Origin of the sequence: Noviherbaspirillum sp. L7-7A (genome assembly GCF_019052805.1) — a bacterium.
Lineage (GTDB): Bacteria > Pseudomonadota > Gammaproteobacteria > Burkholderiales > Burkholderiaceae_D > Noviherbaspirillum_A.
The window spans coordinates 1,148,680-1,164,615 of the sequence record NZ_JAHQRJ010000001.1; the positions used below are offsets into that span (position 1 = coordinate 1,148,680).

The 15,936-nt window shown below is 59.9% G+C and carries 19 protein-coding genes; 12 read left to right on the plus strand and 7 right to left on the minus strand.

Going from position 1 to position 15,936, the window contains the following annotated elements; translation table 11 throughout:
* The first annotated feature begins 34 nt into the window (after nucleotides 1-34).
* On the plus strand, nucleotides 35-2,197 hold the full coding sequence (locus KTQ42_RS05235) for a VTT domain-containing protein (protein ID WP_217344547.1): 2,163 nt from the start codon (nucleotides 35-37) through the stop codon (nucleotides 2,195-2,197).
* 20 nt (nucleotides 2,198-2,217) lie between these two features.
* On the plus strand, nucleotides 2,218-2,955 hold the full coding sequence (locus tag KTQ42_RS05240; RefSeq protein ID WP_217346822.1) for an endonuclease/exonuclease/phosphatase family protein: 738 nt from the start codon (nucleotides 2,218-2,220) through the stop codon (nucleotides 2,953-2,955).
* Between the two features lie 12 nt (nucleotides 2,956-2,967).
* Here KTQ42_RS05240 and KTQ42_RS05245 read toward each other — a convergent pair whose 3' ends face one another.
* From KTQ42_RS05245 to KTQ42_RS05270, 6 genes are all read right to left on the minus strand, one after another.
* On the minus strand, nucleotides 2,968-3,300 hold the full coding sequence (locus tag KTQ42_RS05245) for a thioredoxin family protein (protein WP_217344548.1): 333 nt from the start codon (nucleotides 3,298-3,300) through the stop codon (nucleotides 2,968-2,970).
* An 82-nt stretch (nucleotides 3,301-3,382) separates the two neighbouring features.
* Nucleotides 3,383-3,631: a DUF2061 domain-containing protein gene (locus KTQ42_RS05250; protein ID WP_217344549.1), complete on the minus strand. Its 249-nt coding sequence runs from the start codon at nucleotides 3,629-3,631 to the stop codon at nucleotides 3,383-3,385.
* Between the two features lie 129 nt (nucleotides 3,632-3,760).
* Nucleotides 3,761-4,018: a hypothetical protein gene (locus KTQ42_RS05255; RefSeq protein WP_194711258.1), complete on the minus strand. Its 258-nt coding sequence runs from the start codon at nucleotides 4,016-4,018 to the stop codon at nucleotides 3,761-3,763.
* A 157-nt stretch (nucleotides 4,019-4,175) separates the two neighbouring features.
* Nucleotides 4,176-4,936 (minus strand): IS5 family transposase gene (locus tag KTQ42_RS05260; RefSeq protein WP_217344550.1). Its coding sequence is split into 2 segments (ribosomal slippage): nucleotides 4,176-4,612 and nucleotides 4,612-4,936, totalling 762 coding nucleotides; the frame shifts between segments, so codons are not numbered across the junction.
* Between the two features lie 85 nt (nucleotides 4,937-5,021).
* Nucleotides 5,022-5,954: a LysR family transcriptional regulator gene (locus tag KTQ42_RS05265; RefSeq protein WP_217344551.1), complete on the minus strand. Its 933-nt coding sequence runs from the start codon at nucleotides 5,952-5,954 to the stop codon at nucleotides 5,022-5,024.
* A 578-nt stretch (nucleotides 5,955-6,532) separates the two neighbouring features.
* On the minus strand, nucleotides 6,533-6,925 hold the full coding sequence (locus KTQ42_RS05270; protein WP_217344552.1) for a DUF2237 domain-containing protein: 393 nt from the start codon (nucleotides 6,923-6,925) through the stop codon (nucleotides 6,533-6,535).
* Between the two features lie 213 nt (nucleotides 6,926-7,138).
* On the opposite strand from KTQ42_RS05270, the gene KTQ42_RS05275 reads away from it, so the two are divergent.
* The 6 genes from KTQ42_RS05275 (at nucleotide 7,139) to KTQ42_RS05300 (ending at nucleotide 11,619) form a co-directional block, all read left to right on the plus strand.
* On the plus strand, nucleotides 7,139-7,588 hold the full coding sequence (locus KTQ42_RS05275) for a hypothetical protein (protein ID WP_217344553.1): 450 nt from the start codon (nucleotides 7,139-7,141) through the stop codon (nucleotides 7,586-7,588).
* Between the two features lie 126 nt (nucleotides 7,589-7,714).
* Nucleotides 7,715-8,170: a universal stress protein gene (locus KTQ42_RS05280; protein ID WP_217344554.1), complete on the plus strand. Its 456-nt coding sequence runs from the start codon at nucleotides 7,715-7,717 to the stop codon at nucleotides 8,168-8,170.
* 198 nt (nucleotides 8,171-8,368) lie between these two features.
* Nucleotides 8,369-8,575 carry a hypothetical protein gene (locus KTQ42_RS05285; protein WP_217344555.1) on the plus strand — a complete coding sequence of 69 codons (207 nt, stop codon included), beginning with the start codon at nucleotides 8,369-8,371 and terminating at the stop codon, nucleotides 8,573-8,575.
* A 142-nt stretch (nucleotides 8,576-8,717) separates the two neighbouring features.
* Nucleotides 8,718-9,008, plus strand: a complete 291-nt coding sequence (locus tag KTQ42_RS05290; protein ID WP_217344556.1) for a hypothetical protein — start codon at nucleotides 8,718-8,720, stop codon at nucleotides 9,006-9,008.
* 263 nt (nucleotides 9,009-9,271) lie between these two features.
* Nucleotides 9,272-9,889: a DUF2799 domain-containing protein gene (locus KTQ42_RS05295; protein ID WP_217344557.1), complete on the plus strand. Its 618-nt coding sequence runs from the start codon at nucleotides 9,272-9,274 to the stop codon at nucleotides 9,887-9,889.
* A 71-nt stretch (nucleotides 9,890-9,960) separates the two neighbouring features.
* The gene (locus KTQ42_RS05300) at nucleotides 9,961-11,619 is read left to right on the plus strand and encodes a peptide chain release factor 3 (protein ID WP_217344558.1); all 1,659 of its coding nucleotides are present in this window, start codon (nucleotides 9,961-9,963) and stop codon (nucleotides 11,617-11,619) included.
* Nucleotides 11,620-11,778: 159 nt separating this feature from the next.
* On the opposite strand, the gene KTQ42_RS05305 is transcribed toward KTQ42_RS05300, so the two are convergent.
* Nucleotides 11,779-12,243, minus strand: a complete 465-nt coding sequence (locus KTQ42_RS05305; RefSeq protein WP_217344559.1) for a rhodanese-like domain-containing protein — start codon at nucleotides 12,241-12,243, stop codon at nucleotides 11,779-11,781.
* A gap of 57 nt (nucleotides 12,244-12,300) precedes the next feature.
* On the opposite strand from KTQ42_RS05305, the gene KTQ42_RS05310 reads away from it, so the two are divergent.
* The 4 genes from KTQ42_RS05310 (at nucleotide 12,301) to glnL (ending at nucleotide 15,875) form a co-directional block, all read left to right on the plus strand.
* Nucleotides 12,301-12,525 carry a hypothetical protein gene (locus KTQ42_RS05310; RefSeq protein WP_217344560.1) on the plus strand — a complete coding sequence of 75 codons (225 nt, stop codon included), beginning with the start codon at nucleotides 12,301-12,303 and terminating at the stop codon, nucleotides 12,523-12,525.
* Nucleotides 12,526-12,615: 90 nt separating this feature from the next.
* Nucleotides 12,616-14,031, plus strand: a complete 1,416-nt coding sequence (glnA, locus tag KTQ42_RS05315; RefSeq protein WP_217344561.1) for a type I glutamate--ammonia ligase — start codon at nucleotides 12,616-12,618, stop codon at nucleotides 14,029-14,031.
* 179 nt (nucleotides 14,032-14,210) lie between these two features.
* On the plus strand, nucleotides 14,211-14,723 hold the full coding sequence (locus KTQ42_RS05320) for a DUF4124 domain-containing protein (protein ID WP_217344562.1): 513 nt from the start codon (nucleotides 14,211-14,213) through the stop codon (nucleotides 14,721-14,723).
* A gap of 78 nt (nucleotides 14,724-14,801) precedes the next feature.
* Entirely contained in the window at nucleotides 14,802-15,875 is a 1,074-nt protein-coding gene (gene glnL, locus KTQ42_RS05325) for a nitrogen regulation protein NR(II) (RefSeq protein ID WP_217344563.1), read from the plus strand.
* The last annotated feature ends 61 nt before the right edge of the window (nucleotides 15,876-15,936 follow it).

Genomic DNA, 15,936 nt, shown 5'->3' on the forward strand with positions numbered 1-15,936 from the left:
GGGAACCTTGCCATCGCGCCAGCCAGCCTGTTCCATGTCCACCATCGCGCCTGTTTCCAGCAACGCCCTGCACCGGCCGCTACTGCAGCCCGGCCGCAATTGCTGGCGGCTTGCGCGTGCGGGCCGCTACGCGCTCCTCATCGATGCCGATGCCTATTTCAGGACGGCACGACAGGCCATGCTTGGCGCGCGCGACTGCATCATGATCCTCAGCTGGGATATCGACCGGCGCACGGTGATGGTTCCCGGCGGCGCCGGCGATGGCTTTCCCGAAGCCCTGGGCGACTTTCTGCATGCACTGCTGGAAGAAAGGCCGCAGCTTCGCGTCCATGTGCTGAACTGGGATTTCGCGATGCTCTATGCACTGGAGCGCGAATTGCTGCCGGCTTACCGCACCGGCTGGCGCCGGCAGCGCTGCATGGCCTTCCATATGGATGACAGGCACCCGGTCGGTGCATCGCATCATCAGAAAATCGTGGTGGTGGACGACAAGGTCGCCTTTGTCGGCGGGCTCGACATCACCAAATGTCGCTGGGATACGCAGGACCATGCCGGCAGCAATCCCTTGCGGGTGGATGCCAACGGCAAGCCCTACGGTCCCTTTCACGATGTGCAGGCAATGGTGGACGGCGAAGTTGCCGCAGCTCTGGGCGAACTTGCCAGGCAACGCTGGAAGAGGGCGACCGGCAGGTCGCCGCTTGTGCCAGCCCGTGGCACGCACGATCCCTGGCCTGACGGGTCCGCGCCCGACGTCACCGATGTGGATATTGCGATCTCCCGTACGGAACCGGCATTCGAAGGCGCTCCCGTCGTGACCGAGGTGCGCGAACTGTACCTCGATGCGATCGCATCGGCGCGCCATCACATGTTTTTCGAAAACCAGTATTTCACCTCCAACACCCTGTGCAACGCGCTGGCGCAACGCCTGTCGTCGCCGGACGCGCCCGAGATCGTCGTGATATCTCCCAGAAACCAGAGCGGTTGGCTGGAGCAGGCCACGATGGGTGCGTTGCGCGCGCGCATACACCAGCGGCTCAAGGCGGCCGACAGCCTTGGCCGCTACCGCATGATGTGCCCCGAGGTGCCGGGCCTGGCGGATGCTTGCCTGAATGTGCATAGCAAGGTCTTCGCCATCGACGATGATCTGTTCTGCGTCGGCTCGGCCAACATGAGCAACCGCTCGATGGCCTTCGACACCGAATGCAACCTGACCCTGGAAGCAGCCGCCGGGCAAGAGGGCGAGCGGGTCAGGGCGGCAATCGCGCGGATGCGCGGCCGGCTGCTGGGCGAGCATCTCGGTACATCGCCGGAAGCGGTGACCGGGGCGATCCATGCCGAGGGCAGCCTGCTGCGCTCAATCGAGCGCCTGGGCAGGCATCGCAGGCTTGTTGCCATCGATCCCGTGGTCACGCCCGAGATGGCACTGCTCGCTATCGACAATGCGGTGTTCGACCCGGAGCGTCCCATTACGCCGGACGAACTAGTGGCCGAATTCGTTCCCGATGAAGCGCGCCAGCCGGTGTCGCGACGGCTGATCGGTCTGGGGATGCTGGCGCTGCTGCTGGGCGGGCTGGCGCTGGCATGGCGCGCCACGCCGCTGGGTGAAACGGTCAATCTTGCCAGCCTGGTGGCGGCCGCCAGGGCCCTGGAAGCAATGCCGTTCACGCCGCTGGTGGCGGTCGCCGCCTTTGCGCTGGCGGGCGTGCTGATGGTGCCGGTGACGCTGCTCATCGCCGTGACCGGCATGGTGTTCGGGCCCGCTTATGGCGCCCTGTACGCGATTGCAGGCTCGACGCTGAGCGCGGCGCTGGGCTACGGACTGGGCTGGTGGGCTGGACGGGACGCAGTGCGCAGCCTGCTGGGCGAACGCATCAACCGTCTGAGCAAGCGTATCGCCAGGCGCGGCATTCTGGCCGTGATGGTGGTCAGGGTGCTCCCGGTGGCGCCTTTCGTTGCGATCAACGTGGTGGCCGGCGCGTCCCACATCAGCCTGCGCGACTTCCTGGTCGGAACCGTGCTTGGCATGACGCCTGGAATCGTACTGACCGTGACTTTCGTTCATCATCTCGCCGAGGCGGTGCGCCGGCCCAGTCCGGGCGCTATTGCCGTCGTGGCGCTGGTGGCCCTGTTGCTGATCGCCACGGCGCTGGGTTTGCAGAAACTGTTTGCCGCGCGGGAGGGCGCTTGGAAAAACTGACACAGGACATGAATCAGGAAATGACCGGCGTGATCGATCAGGCCACCGGCAATGGCGTTGAACCCGATCTGAATCCATGGCCGCTGACGGTCGCGACCTACAACATCCATGCGGCGGTGGGAACGGATGGCCGTTACGACCCCGGGCGGATTGCCGGTGTTCTGCAGGAAATCAATGCGGATGTGATCGCCCTGCAGGAAGTGCCTCTGGGCGGCGCCGGGCCCAATGTGCTGGACCTGCTGCAGCAGATGACCGGTTTTCATGCGGTCGAAGGGCCGGCCGAGGACACGCCCAGGCGTCGCTATGGCAATGCCGTGCTCAGTCGCTATCCGGTGGTGGCCACGCGGACCATCGACCTGTCCTTCGGCAGCAGGGAGCCGCGCGGCGCGCTCGACGCCGACCTGGACTGCCACGGACATCCGCTGCGCATCATCGCCACCCATCTCGGGCTGCGGCCGGCCGAGCGTCGCCACCAGATCCGGCTGCTGCTGCAGGCTTTCGATACCGACCGCATGCCGGTGATCCTGACCGGCGATCTGAATGAATGGTTTGTCTGGGGACGGCCCCTGCGCTGGCTGACGTCGCATTTCGAGCCGGTGCCGGCGCCGTGCACCTTTCCGTCACGGCTGCCGATGTTTGCGCTGGACCGCCTCTGGATCAGTCCGCGCCATCGTCTGGTCGAGGTCCGGGTGCATGCCTCGCCGCTGGCGCGTATCGCGTCAGACCACCTGCCGCTGATTGCGCATATCGTGGGCTAGCGCAGGCAGCCCTCATGCCGGCTGCTCGACCTCATGCAATGCGCGTTCGATATCGGCAACATCGTCCGGACGCACCAGCCGTGCCACCTCGCGCCCGTCGCGCAGGAAAACCAGGGTAGGCCAGAGCTTGACACGGAACGAACGGCCCAAAGCCTTGCCCTTGCCATCCTCGATCTTGATATGCCGGATGCCGGGATGCCCGGCAAAGGCGCGCGCCAGCGGTGCCTGGGCTGCCATGCAGAAACCGCACCAGGGCGCGCCAAATTCGATCACGGTAGCACCGTCGAACTTGTCGACTTCCTCACGGGCCGGCTCCGGACTGGTATAAGTGCTGGTCATTGCCATCGCATCTTCTCTTTTCAGGGGAATGATGAATAGACCATCGATTGCCCTGCATGGTTGCAGGGCCTGGTGCAGGCGGGAAGGATCAAGCTTGAATGGTGGTCGACTGTCTGCTGATGGTCGCCGCCGGCGTCTGGCGCTCCCGTTCCTCGACCTTTTGCCTGACCCTTTCCCAGAATCTGTCATGAAAGGGCATCAGGATCACATTGCAAAGCGGCTCCAGCACGGCGGCAGCGCCGCCGGCCACGAAGGAGCCGGTCAATACGTAAAGAACACCGAAGGACACCGCCATATGCATTGCCACCTGGCTGATCGTTCTTGCAGCAGTCACCATGATTTCACCCTTTCGCTTGCTTGCATCGAGAGCGTGAAATGATAATGATTCTCAGTTGATTAATCGAATTGATTGAATCAAAAGGTTTGATAGGAAACGGTGATGACACCAGCAATACGTTCCGAACGCTCAGCAAAAAATAGGACGCCGATCCCCCATCAATGCACGCAACTCCTTGATGCTGATATGGGTAATTTCATGCATGCGTATCAGGAGCGCCGGTCCAACGACCATTTTGCGGTGGCGGATCTTGCTGATGATGGGCGGCGCAATCGCCAAGGCACGGGACAAGGCCGCGTCGTTCTTCACATTGAGGTGCTCGGTGACGGTATCGAGCAGCGGGTTGGGGTCATAGGTGTTGAGCTTGGCCAGACTAGGTTGCTTCATGATTTCCGATCCGTTGTTGAAGGCTGAGTGTGTTGCCGTATGCACACTGTTAAACAGACCGTATTTATAGCCAAAATGTTCCCGTAGAGCAACTATTTTTAAATAAACATTGTTTCTTACGGTAAATTGTTCGGTCAACGCACCCTAGGGCGTGTCATCAATTGAGCCAGACAACAGCGGCAGCGAGATGGATAGCGCCAAGGAAGTTGCGGGCGGTTTTGTCGTAGCGGGTAGCAATGCTGCGATATTGCTTGAGCTTGTTGAAGAATTGCTCAATCAGATGCCGTGCCCGGTACAGGTGCTTGTCGTAGTCGCGCGGCTGCTTGCGGCAGCGCTTGGGCGGAATCACGACGTTTTTGCCAGCGTCGAGCAACCGATCAATGACCCGCTCCTGGGCATCGTACGCTTTGTCGGCAATGACCGTGGCCGCTGGCGTGCCGGGCAATAACGCATCTGCACCGTCCAAATCATGCGCCTGCCCCGGCGTCAGATGAAATCCGGTGGGATTGCCCAGCGCATCGACGGTGGCGTGGATTTTCGTGCTCAGCCCGCCACGGCTGCGCCCGATTGCCTGGACTTCGGCCCCCCTTTTTTCGCGCCTGCGCTGTGTTGATGCGCACGCACGATGGTCGAATCGATCATGGCGTATTCATTGTCGGCATCGGCCGCTAGCGCCTCGAATATGCGTTGCCAGACGCCGCTTTTGCTCCAGCGAGTGTGCCGGGTATGGATGACCCGGAAATCCCCAAACCGCTCCGGCAGATCGCGCCAGGGAATGCCTGCCCGGTAGCGATATAGCACCGCCTCGACAAACAGGCGATTGTCCTTGGCCGTGCGGCCCACATGTCCTTCCCGACCAGGCAGCCATTCCTTGAGCCGCTCCCACTGGTCATCCCTTAATCCATAACGTCTTCTCATCACTTCTCAGCGCTACGCGCCCCAACCATTACTTCAACGTGCTAATGACTGGGCAAATTTCCGAGAGTTCAATTGATGACACGCCCTAGGTGTCCCGTAATTCCGCATCCGGCCAAGCGCCTGACCGAACGATATGGCGCACTTCCTGCCGCACTGTCTGCATCACATTCCACAGTGCCGAACCGCCTGGCCGGTTCTTCGCCGTAGCCAGTGCCACATCGCGGCTCACGTCTGCGCCCACCAGCCGAGCCGCCTTGAGAGTGCCCTGGGCGACTTCCTCTGCTACTGCGGCCATGGGCAGCAGCGTGTAGCCGCACCCGTTTTGCACAAGACGCTTGGTGACGCTGACCGAAGCGTCACATTCCATGGCCACATGAAGGGAAATCCCGCTACGGCTGGCAAGCGACTCAGCCAAATGGCGCAAGCCATGCGGTGCGCTGGGCAGAATGAGGGGCACGTCGCCTAGCCGTCGCACCGGGAATTCACTGTCCACATCGGCCTGGCTTGCCGGGACGATCAACCGCAGGTGCTCCTGCAACAGGATGTCGATCTTCAAGCCACTTGCCTGCAACGGCACATAGATCACTGCAACATCCACGGTGCCGGTGGACAGCCAGGAAAGGATATTGGCATTAAGTCCCTCGGCGAATCGCAGGCGGGTACGCGGGAACTGCTCACGCAGTGCCGATCCAATCGGACCGAATACCGTTCGTGCTATGGTGGGCTGGGCGCCGACGACCAGTTCGGCCGGGCCCTGATCGGAATAGGCATGAATGGCGCGCCGTGCTTCCTCGACACTCTCGGTAACCCGTCTCGCGTGTTCAAGCAGAAGGCGACCAGCGTCAGTGAGGATGACCCCTCTTCCGCTACGGTGAAACAGGCGGGAACAGGTTGTTGCTTCGAGCCGGAGCATCTGCCTGCTGACAGTTGACTGGTCACTGCCGAGTTCCAGGGCTGCACGGGAGATGCTTCCGCAATTTGCCACCCGTGCGAAACACTCCAGGTCATCTGAATTCATGGCATGTACATGAGCAGTAAGTCTTTAATGAGTTAATGAGCTAAAAGTTCGGAATAGAATTGCATAATATGCAACGAAAGGTTCGCGCGTGCCGATTACCGCAAAAAAGCTGCCAAAAGTTCACATCGGTTATTGACTCGTAGCGGCGTGAAACTAAAATAAGTTCGGCTAGCGTCATACGGCACCCCACTGTTCCATCCAGTTTGAGCATCAATTGTCTGTGCGGTTCCGCACAGACGTAGGAAATCGATGAGTTTAGAATGATGCGTCGTTAAAAGTTGCCATAACGTAGTTCCTGTATTTCCTTACCTTTACAAAAAGACGATCATGCAGACGCACAGAAATGAAGATTCCTGGGACTTTCCCGCTTCCACACCGACGCGCCCGGACTGGCATACCGCCCGTTTTGTAAAGCAGGGTATTCGTATGCAGCAGCTTCACGGCACCGGCTATGCAGCCAATTTCCTCAAGAACCGGCGAGTCGACATTGACGTTGCCTTGCGAGTATTGCTTCAACCGTCACGACGCAGGAATTACGACGGGCGCTAGGCACCCGTCTTCGTCCCGGCAGCCGGCTTTCAGGCGAGGTCCGGCTGCCATGCATATTTTTGCAAGTCATCGAGCGCAATGAAGTCGAGCACCCTGCTGTTGGTGCTTTCCAAAACCACGCGCGGCGCAACGCCTGCCTGCCATGCTTCCTTCCAGCGCAGCGCGCAAAGGCACCATTGGTCGCCGGGTCTGAGCCCTTGAAACCCCCATTCGGGGCGTGGAGTGCTCAGGTCATTGCCTCTGGAATGGCTGAAAGTCAGGAACTCAGCTGTCATGATCGCGCACACTACATGCGTGCCGGTGTCTTCTTCGCTTGTGCGGCAGCAGCCATCCCTGAAATAACCCGTCAGCGGGTCAAATGAGCAAGGCACCAAAGGCTCATTGAAGACATTTCTGCCTGTTTCTCTTGCAGCATTTTGCATCGTCTCTCCTTGGTTCAAGCGCCAGAGCATGCCATTGGCGATAGGGATACGCAATCCTTCCTATGTTGGTTGCCGCACAGATACTCGAAACTGCTTTCGAGTAGCCTACGCATACACATTGCTCTGTCATCGCAACGAGTGATCGCCTGGATTAACAATAAACGAGCGGACTTTGGCACCCGCCACGCGCTACTGCCTTGAAGGGAGGCCAATATGCACATTATGGAAGAACGAGAAGAGTTTGCCGGGCGGCTCAGGAATGCACTGCGCCGGGCGCGGTATGCGCCGGACAGTCCTACCGTGCTGGCGCGCCACTTCAACGAAATTTATCCGGGCCGGCCAATTACGGTGCATGCAGCGCGTAAATGGCTGTTGGCCCAGGCGATACCGACACAAGACAAGCTGCGTGTCCTCGCGAGTTGGCTGGATGTACCTGCCGACTGGCTGCGCTTCGGTACCGTGGCCGAGGCGTCCCATGCCTCCACATCTGACCAGAACACTGAAGTGACCGCGCTATTGGCGCGAATGACGCGGGACGAGGTTTCACTCGTAGAAGATTTGCATGTGCTGGAACATGACGAGCGGCATATCGTGCGCGAAATGATATTGCTTTTTCTTAGAAAGCAGAATCAGGCAAAGGGGACATTGGCAGTGACGGCCTGAGTCATTCGCTGAGTCCTTCGGAAACGGTCCAAGGTGGCAAAAGGGACATGTTGCTACCCGGCCGTATAGCGGTTACCATCCGGCCATTACATCCACCCACCGCACCGCTACGTGAAGGAGACATTTATGTACCGCACGATTCTGGTTGCTTATAACGGAAGTCCCGAAAGCCGCTATGCATTACACGAATGCATCAAGCTCGCGCCCGGGCCGGAAGCGCAGGTGCATCTGGTGGTGGTAGTCACGCCGCCCCCTTACTTGCTGGTAGGGGAATATGCCGCTGCTGCAGTATTGAGCGTGGAAGAAGGCCTGGTGGCGGAAAAGCAGAAAATGGAACAGGAAATTGCAGCCGGACACGCGCTGCTTGCCGAAGCCGGCCTGCACGTGGTCGACCATCTCGAGGTCGGTGAGCCGGCCGACATTATCCAGGCGCTCTCCAATCAACTCAACGCCGACCTTGTGATTGTCGGCCATGCCAGGCAAAAAGCCTTTGCGCTGCGGTGGTGGCGCGGCTCCATCGATGCGGTACTTCTGGAAAAAATCCGTTGCAGTCTGCTGGTTGCTGCTGGCCCTCGACAGTAGCGCGACGTCCCGATTGGATTGGATGCTTCTGTCCAGTCTTGCTGCAACAGGGGCTTGAACAAGCTAAGGCTTGCGGTGAATAAGAAGGGCAATTGTGCAGACCTTTGATTACACGCATGCGATCTAGTTGTCATAAATGTAATCTTCTTTGCCGGGTTCTTGTTTTTCAGTAATTCGCTGTGCATTCAGGAGGACATCATGATCGAAGCGCATTCCGACCACGAACCGCGTCCATCCGCTGCGGCCGGTAACACGCCCCGCAATGCCGGAGCGCTGATGGCGCTGCAGCCCAAGGGCAGCTGCTGGTATTGCGACCAGCCTGTCGACAGCGTGCGCCGTTTTTGCAGCAGCAATTGCCGGGACGACTATCTGGAAGAAGAGGCCGAATTCGGAGATGGCAAATAACCATTCCGCGATTAGTGCGAGTTGGTTCCTTTAAAGAGCGGCTTTAATAACCTCTTGCTGAAAGGACGCTTGCGATATATCAAAATGGCAATGTTCTCCGTAGCCAGAATGCAAATACCAAACTAACCAAGAGCGAGACGACATGAGCACAGAGCACAACGCCAATACGGTGAAATATGACCCGGACAATCTGCTGGCTTCCATTATCGGCAGATTAAAGCTCAAAAACGACGCGGCACTGTCGCGCGCACTGGAAGTTGCACCACCTGTCATCAGCAAGATCCGGCACCGCCGGCTTCCGGTGGGCGCCTCGCTGCTGATTCGCATGCATGAAGTCACTGATCTTAGCATTGCCGAACTGCGCAGCCTGATGGGTGACCGGCGCAACAAGTTCCGCATCAGCGACAAGCAGTTCAAGCCGCGTCAGATGTAGGGCAGGGCTTTCACAACATTAAAGGCGCCTGTAATTAAAGCGTCCGTTGCCGTCAGGGCACGGACGCTTTTGCTTTATTAATGACTTTTGTCGGCGCGCAAGGAAAGGTCAACCGGTCGGCGTAACCTGAAACCGTGATCTTCCTGTGCAGCTTGCAGGCAGCGACTTAACCCGCGGTGCGATGCGCCGCGGGTTTTTTTGCTTGCAGGATGGGATACTCGAACAAAAAACCATTACATAGAGTCAATTCCCGGAGAGACGACATGTTTAAACCCTTAGCCCTTGGAAGCTGTGCATTGCTTCTTGCTTCATGTGCATCCCTGAGCCCCGAGCAGTGCAGGAACGCGGACTGGCGCCAGATAGGCTTTACGGATGGCGCAAACGGAGAGCCTGCCAGCCGCTTGCAGAGTCATGCGAGCGCCTGCGCCAAGGCCGATATCAAGCCCGACCTGGATGCTTACCTCTCGGGCAGGATGGAGGGCCTGCTCAGCTACTGCCAGCCTGAAAACGGCTTCGAGGTTGGCCGCCGCGGCCGGCCAGACAATGTGGGCGACTGCCCGCCGCACTTGCGGGCACCTTTTCTTGACCAGTATCGCCAGGGCCGGGAAATCAATGCATTGGAGGGCGAGGTGCAGCGTTTTCGCGGCATGCTGGAAAACGACCAGAACGAAGCGCGCCGTAACGACAGGCGGATGGAAGAGATCCGCAAGGAGCTGCGCCGTCCCAATCTCTCGCCTGAGCGGCGCAACTCGCTGCTCAATGAAATGGAGCGCTTGCTGGACCGCAGGCAGGATGCCGGCCGGCGCCAGCTGAGCATGCAGCGCGATCTCGACATCGCGATAGACAGGCTGCAGTTCCGGCTGCGGGAAATGCGACGCTAACCGGCGTTCGGCCAATTAGACTTCAGTCGCAATAGGCGGTAGACTTCTCGCCTTTTCGCAAGGCCCCTGCCATGTCATCCATTCCCGATCTGCCAAGCGACGCTGCCGTGCCGGCAACGCGCAACGCATCCGGCGAGCTGATCGCCCGCGAAGTTGCCCGCCGCCGCACCTTCGGCATCATTTCCCACCCGGACGCCGGCAAGACGACACTCACCGAGAAACTGCTGCTGTTTTCGGGCGCGATCCAGCTGGCGGGCACGGTCAAGGCGCGCAAGAGCGGCCGCCATGCGACGTCGGACTGGATGGAGATTGAAAAGCAGCGCGGCATTTCGGTGGCCAGCTCAGTGATGCAGTTCGAGTACCGTGATCATGTGGTCAACCTGCTGGATACGCCGGGCCACCAGGATTTTTCCGAGGATACCTACCGGGTGCTGACCGCGGTCGACTCGGCGCTGATGGTGATCGATGCCGCAAAGGGCGTGGAGGCGCAGACGATCAAGCTGCTTAACGTCTGCCGGATGCGCAACACGCCCATCATCACCTTCATGAACAAGATGGACCGCGAAACACGCGATCCGCTCGAATTGCTGGATGAACTGGAATCGGTGCTCGACATCCAGTGCGCGCCAATTACCTGGCCCATCGGCATGGGCAAGACCTTCCGCGGCGTGTACCACCTGCTGCGCGATGAGATCATGCTGTTCTCGCCCGGCAGCGAAAAGGCGGACCAGACCTTCGAAGTCATCAAGGGCATAGACAATCCGCGGCTGGCGCAGATGTTCCCGCTCGAAATCGAGCAGTTGAAGATGGAGGTCGAACTGGTGCATGGCGCATCGCATCCCTTCGACCTGGACGCTTTCCTGTCGGGCAAGCAGACGCCGGTTTTCTTTGGTTCGGCCATTAACAACTTCGGCGTACGGGAAATCCTGAACGCGCTGCTGGACTGGGCGCAGCCGCCACGCGAGCGCGACGCAACGGTGCGCGCGGTGTCGCCGGCCGAAACGCCGTTTTCCGGCTTTGTGTTCAAGATCCAGGCCAACATGGACCCGGCCCATCGCGACCGGATCGCCTTCCTGCGCGTCTGCTCCGGACGTTTCGAGCGCGGCATGAAGATCAAGCATCTGCGCCTGAACCGCGACATCAAGCTCTCGAGCGTGGTGACCTTCATGGCGTCGTCGCGCGAGCAGGTCGAGGAAGCCTATGCCGGCGACATCATCGGCCTGCCCAACCACGGCAACATGCAGATCGGCGACAGCTTTTCCGAAGGCGAACTGCTGCAATTCACCGGCATTCCCTACTTTGCGCCGGACTTCTTCCGCTCGGTGCGTATCCGCAATCCGCTGAAGGTCAAGCAGTTGCACAAGGGTTTGCAGCAGCTGGGCGAGGAGGGCGCCGTGCAGGTCTTCAAGCCGGTCAACAGCAGCGACCTGATTCTGGGCGCGGTGGGCGTGCTGCAGTTCGAGGTGGTCGCCAGCCGACTGCTGAACGAGTACGGCGTCGACGCGGTGTTCGAAGGCACGAGCATCAGCAGTGCGCGCTGGATCTCCTGCGATGACAAGCGGGTGCTGGCGGATTTCGAAAAGTCGGCGGCCGGCCACAACATCGCCTTCGACGCGGCAGGCAACATGGCCTATCTGGCCAGCTCGGGGGTGAATCTGCGCCTGACGCAGGAACGCTGGCCGAAAATCACCTTCCATGCCACGCGTGAACACTCAGTGAAGGTGGGCTGACCGGCTCTGGCTGGAAAACGCAGCGACACTCGGGGAATCTGGCAGCGCCGGCGGGTCTGGCGCTGCGGTTTCCGCTGACGTGGCTAGCAGCGGGAAGGCGTGAGGAAGATGCAGCCGGCGGGTACCGCTGCAGCGGCTGCGGACGCTAACTGAAGCTATTCAGGCCCCAGTCCATGGCAACCCGGCCTTGCACCAGCCGCCCACCGTCTTCCGATGGCCGTCGGCATCCTTGTCGCCCTCAAAGCCTTCCAGGATATCGAAAGCGTTCCTGTAACCCTGTTCGGTGGCCAGCTTGGCTGCATGGCGGGACCTCACGCCGGAACGGCACAGGAAGAGCAGGATGTCGTCTTTCCCGGCCTGTTGTGAGAGTTGTGCGCTGAAATCCGGGTTTGGGCTTGCACCCGGATAGAGATTCCATTGCACCGCGCCCTGCTTTTCTTCGGGGAGCGACACCTTGCCGACCCAGTCACGCTCGGCATTGGTGCGAACGTCAATCAGCTTGGCATGCGGCGCCGATTGCAGCAGTGCGTAGGCTTCCTGGGGTGTGACCGCGCCTGCGTAGGGCAGTTGTTCCGATGCTGCGCGAGCGCGCGCCAGGCTGAGGATGTCTTCGGCAGATATCATTTTGTCCTCCCGGTTTGAAAGCGCGCATTATAACGCTGACAAATCCAGGAAAGCACTATGCACCAGCGCGGGGCGCTAAAGAATGCCATTGCATGCTTATGCACCGTATGTGTGCGTGAATGGCTGGTGGCGCCCAATCGCGGTGCAGCCGTAAAAAGGTGCCTGGACAACAATCTTTTTCCGACCGGTTTTTCGCCTTATAAACCGGCAAGATTAGCGCGTAACAGTTTCATTGGCTTTGATCAATTCGGTGGCATGGAATCTGCTATCATTCCGGCCTGAGTTCGGTCGCATCCCAGGCTATCGTCCCAAACCGGCGCGTGTTCCCCGGCTGACCAACCACTATCAATTTGCTCAATTTAGGAGATTCGCATGGCAATGACGGCCGCAGAGGTCTTGAAAATGGTGAAAGACAACGAAGTCAAATTCGTTGATTTCCGCTTCGCAGATACCCGGGGCAAGGAACAGCACGTCACTGTTCCCGTGTCTCACTTCGATATGGACAAGTTCGAATCTGGCCATGCATTCGACGGTTCCTCCATCGCTGGCTGGAAAGGCATCGAAGCATCGGACATGATCCTGATGCCGGACCCGAACACCGCCAACATCGACCCGTTCATGGAAGAGACCACGCTGTTCATGCAGTGCGACGTGATCGAACCTTCCGATGGCAAGGGCTACGACCGCGATCCGCGTTCCATCGCCAAGCGCGCTGAAGCCTACCTGAAGTCCTCCGGCCTTGGCGACACCGCCTACTTCGGTCCGGAACCCGAGTTCTTCATCTTCGACAGCGTGCAGTGGAAGGTCGACATGTCCGGCTGCTCCGTCAAGATCGATTCGGAAGAGGCATCCTGGTCCACCGGCGAGAAGTTCGAAGGCGGCAACACCGGCCATCGCCCGACCGTCAAGGGCGGCTACTTCCCGGTTCCCCCGGTCGACAGCTTCCAGGACATGCGCTCGGAAATGTGCCTGATCCTCGAATCGCTGGGCATCCCGGTTGAAGTGCACCATCACGAAGTGGCCGGCGCCGGCCAGAACGAAATCGGCACCAAGTTCTCGACCCTGGTCGAGCGCGCCGACTGGACCCAAAACCTGAAGTACGTCGTCTGGAACGTCGCCCACACCTACGGCAAGACCGCCACCTTCATGCCCAAGCCTGTCGTTGGCGACAATGGTTCCGGCATGCACGTGCACCAGTCCGTGTGGAAAGACGGCAAGAACCTGTTTGCAGGCGACGGCTATGCCGGCCTGTCCGAGTTCGCGCTGTTCTACATCGGCGGCATCATCAAGCACGCCAAGGCGCTCAATGCGATCACCAACCCGGGCACCAACTCCTACAAGCGTCTGGTTCCTGGCTTCGAAGCGCCGGTGAAGCTGGCTTACTCGGCCCGCAACCGCTCGGCGTCGATCCGCATTCCGCACGTGTCGAATCCGAAAGGCCGTCGTATCGAGACCCGCTTCCCGGATCCTTCGTCCAACCCGTACCTGTGCTTCGCCGCGCTGCTGATGGCTGGCCTGGACGGCGTGCAGAACAAGATCCATCCGGGCGAGGCTGCCTCGAAGGACCTGTACCACCTGCCGCCGGAGGAAGACAAGCTGATCCCGACCGTCTGCTCCTCGCTCGACGAAGCACTGGAAGCCCTGGACAAGGATCGCGAGTTCCTGACCCGTGGCGGCGTGTTCAGCGACGCCATGATCGATGCCTACATCGAGCTGAAAATGACGGAAGTCCAGCGCTTCCGCATGACCACGCATCCGATCGAGTTCGACATGTACTACTCGCTGTAATCGGTCGCTCACGACCGATGGATGCCCTGAAAGCGGGAAAGGCCGGCGGCCTTTCCCGCTTTTTCGCTTTCGGGCTTGTCGTGCACTGTTGTGCATGCGCCCAAACCGGCTAACAATGTTTGTCAGGGCGGCCTCCTTGCCCTACACTAACGTTTTTAAAAATTTCCAGGAAGAAAGTTATGCCGACTCTCTCCTCGTCCTCCTTCCTGTCTTCGCTCCTGCTTGGCGCCGCCATGCTGACCAGCGCGCATGCGCAGACCGATGTCTGGGTTTGCATGAACAGCGACGGCAGCCGGGAATACAAGAACACCGGCGAGACCAAGGGCTGCAAGCGGGTCGACATGCAGGGCATTTCGATGATCCCGTCGCCCTACAAGAAGCCGATCGCGCAGACCGCCGCACTGACCCGTCCCGCCGGCGCCACCAGTCCGGGCGACTTTCCGAAGATAGACAGCGCCACGCAAAAGGCGCGCGACAATGACCGGATGCAGATCCTGGCCGAGGAACTCAAGGGCGAGGAACGCAAGCTGGCTGCGCTCAAACAGGAATACAACAACGGCGAGCCCGAGCGTCGCGGCGACGAGCGCAACTATGCCAAGTACCAGGACAGGGTGGCGGCGCTGAAGGACGATGTGAGCCGCACCGAAAAAAATATCGAAGCGCTGAAGCGCGAGATAGGCAATTTAAAATAGCATACGCATTTGCGTTCGCCGACCGGGCCGCATACTGCGGCCTTTTTCATTTGCGCCAGAGATTGTGACCAACCCTTCGTGACTATCAAATTTCCCTCCCTCGCCGGACTGGACCTGCTTGCGTCCGCCGTCATCGTGCTCGATGCGCAAGGCTGCATCAGCTATGCCAATCCCGCTGCTGAAAACCTGCTGGAAAGTTCGCTGAAAGTGATGCAGAACCAGCGGCTGACCGACATGTTCCTCAACGGCGACCAGCTGCAGCATATTTTTACCCAGGCAGCCGCCCATCTGTTCGACGACAAGCGCCAGGATCTGGTGCTGGAGCGCGTCGGCCGCGATCCGCTGCAGGTGCACCTGATGGTGACCGCGCTGGACGACCCGCAGATGCCGGTGCTGATCGAGCTGCGCGAGAACGTGCAGCAGTTGAAGCTCGACCGCGAGGAGCGCCTGATGGACCAGAGCCAGGCCAACAAGGAACTGATCCGCAACCTGGCGCACGAGATCAAGAATCCGCTGGGCGGCATCCGCGGCGCGGCGCAGCTGCTGGAACTGGAACTGCCGGAGCGGCAGCTCAATCCGCTGCGCGAATACACCCAGGTCATCATCAAGGAAGCCGACCGGCTGCAGACCCTGGTGGACCGCCTGCTGGCGCCGCACCGGCGGCCGCATATCGTGGGCGACGTCAACATCCATGAAGTGTTCGAGCGGGTGCGCAGCCTGATCATGGCCGAGTTCCCGAACGGGCTGACCATCAAGCGGGACTACGACCTTTCCGTGCCCGAGTTCCGCGGCGACAAGGAACAGCTGATACAGGCCGTGCTGAACATTGCCCATAACGCGGCGCAGGCCCTCGCGAAACGGATCGAGGCGGGCGACGCGGTGCTGACCTTCCAGACCAGGGTGGCGCGCCAGGTCACGCTGGTGAAGGTTCGTTATCGCCTGGCATTAGACTTGCATATCGTGGACAACGGGCCGGGGATTCCCCCTGAGATTCAAAATCGCATCTTTTATCCGCTCGTTTCCGGCCGCGACGGCGGAAGCGGACTGGGACTGACGCTGGCGCAAACCTTCATTCAGCAGCACATGGGAGTGATCGAATGCGAGAGCCGTCCGGGATGCACGGATTTCAGGATACTGATACCTCTGCCCTGATGCCTGCCCGCTGGCGCTGATCGCGCCGGGGCCGAAGAATAACGTAATACGGGATGCAGAA

Coding starts and splice junctions, on each gene's coding strand:
- KTQ42_RS05235 (WP_217344547.1), top strand. CDS start 35: ATGTCCACCATCGCGCCTGTTTCCAGCAACGCCCTGCACCGGCCGCTA.
- KTQ42_RS05240 (WP_217346822.1), top strand. CDS start 2,218: ATGACCGGCGTGATCGATCAGGCCACCGGCAATGGCGTTGAACCCGAT.
- KTQ42_RS05245 (WP_217344548.1), bottom strand. CDS start 3,300: ATGGCAATGACCAGCACTTATACCAGTCCGGAGCCGGCCCGTGAGGAA.
- KTQ42_RS05250 (WP_217344549.1), bottom strand. CDS start 3,631: ATGGTGACTGCTGCAAGAACGATCAGCCAGGTGGCAATGCATATGGCG.
- KTQ42_RS05255 (WP_194711258.1), bottom strand. CDS start 4,018: ATGAAGCAACCTAGTCTGGCCAAGCTCAACACCTATGACCCCAACCCG.
- KTQ42_RS05265 (WP_217344551.1), bottom strand. CDS start 5,954: ATGAATTCAGATGACCTGGAGTGTTTCGCACGGGTGGCAAATTGCGGA.
- KTQ42_RS05270 (WP_217344552.1), bottom strand. CDS start 6,925: ATGCAAAATGCTGCAAGAGAAACAGGCAGAAATGTCTTCAATGAGCCT.
- KTQ42_RS05275 (WP_217344553.1), top strand. CDS start 7,139: ATGCACATTATGGAAGAACGAGAAGAGTTTGCCGGGCGGCTCAGGAAT.
- KTQ42_RS05280 (WP_217344554.1), top strand. CDS start 7,715: ATGTACCGCACGATTCTGGTTGCTTATAACGGAAGTCCCGAAAGCCGC.
- KTQ42_RS05285 (WP_217344555.1), top strand. CDS start 8,369: ATGATCGAAGCGCATTCCGACCACGAACCGCGTCCATCCGCTGCGGCC.
- KTQ42_RS05290 (WP_217344556.1), top strand. CDS start 8,718: ATGAGCACAGAGCACAACGCCAATACGGTGAAATATGACCCGGACAAT.
- KTQ42_RS05295 (WP_217344557.1), top strand. CDS start 9,272: ATGTTTAAACCCTTAGCCCTTGGAAGCTGTGCATTGCTTCTTGCTTCA.
- KTQ42_RS05300 (WP_217344558.1), top strand. CDS start 9,961: ATGTCATCCATTCCCGATCTGCCAAGCGACGCTGCCGTGCCGGCAACG.
- KTQ42_RS05305 (WP_217344559.1), bottom strand. CDS start 12,243: ATGATATCTGCCGAAGACATCCTCAGCCTGGCGCGCGCTCGCGCAGCA.
- KTQ42_RS05310 (WP_217344560.1), top strand. CDS start 12,301: ATGCACCAGCGCGGGGCGCTAAAGAATGCCATTGCATGCTTATGCACC.
- glnA (WP_217344561.1), top strand. CDS start 12,616: ATGGCAATGACGGCCGCAGAGGTCTTGAAAATGGTGAAAGACAACGAA.
- KTQ42_RS05320 (WP_217344562.1), top strand. CDS start 14,211: ATGCCGACTCTCTCCTCGTCCTCCTTCCTGTCTTCGCTCCTGCTTGGC.